Consider the following 506-nt stretch of genomic DNA (forward strand, 5'->3'; position numbering starts at 1 on the left):
TTTGTGCTTCTATTTTCAAAATAGTTCAAAATCCCGACGTAGTGTGTTTTGATTGAGTTCGATACGATTCGAAAGGATTTCATTCCAGTCTTTTCAACCTGGTCATACCATTGGGCTAACTTGGCATATGCTACACCTTTGTCCTTCGTTTTTGAGAAAATGTTTTTTAAGGCTTGACTTAAATCATAAGCTTGTTTCAATTTAGGAAACTTATCAAATAAAATACTAGCCCTAAACCTCTGAGAATCGCTCCATTTATATGGGGATTTGAACAAGAGAAAACGACTACGAATTAACAACTGTCTCAAAGTGTCTCCATTGGCAAGTAAAGTAGTCTGATAAGATATCCCCTTGCTTTTGGCGGATTTTATCGCCTTATTTTCTTTGTCAATGGCTTTCCACCTGTAATCTATTCTTAATTCCTGAACCGCATCATTGGCCAGTTTTTGGACATGAAATCGATCAATAACCACAACAGCCTTTGGAAAACACCTACGTACAACTTT

Annotated in this window: 1 protein-coding gene; it reads right to left on the bottom strand. The window is 36.8% G+C overall.

Annotated elements, in window-relative coordinates; all coding sequences use genetic code 11:
- The coding region (locus M0051_RS19645; RefSeq protein WP_306743270.1) for a transposase at nt 1-506 on the bottom strand (506 nt) is incomplete at both ends.

It is taken from the genome of Marinifilum sp. D714, assembly GCF_030851345.1.
Lineage (GTDB): Bacteria > Bacteroidota > Bacteroidia > Bacteroidales > Marinifilaceae > Marinifilum.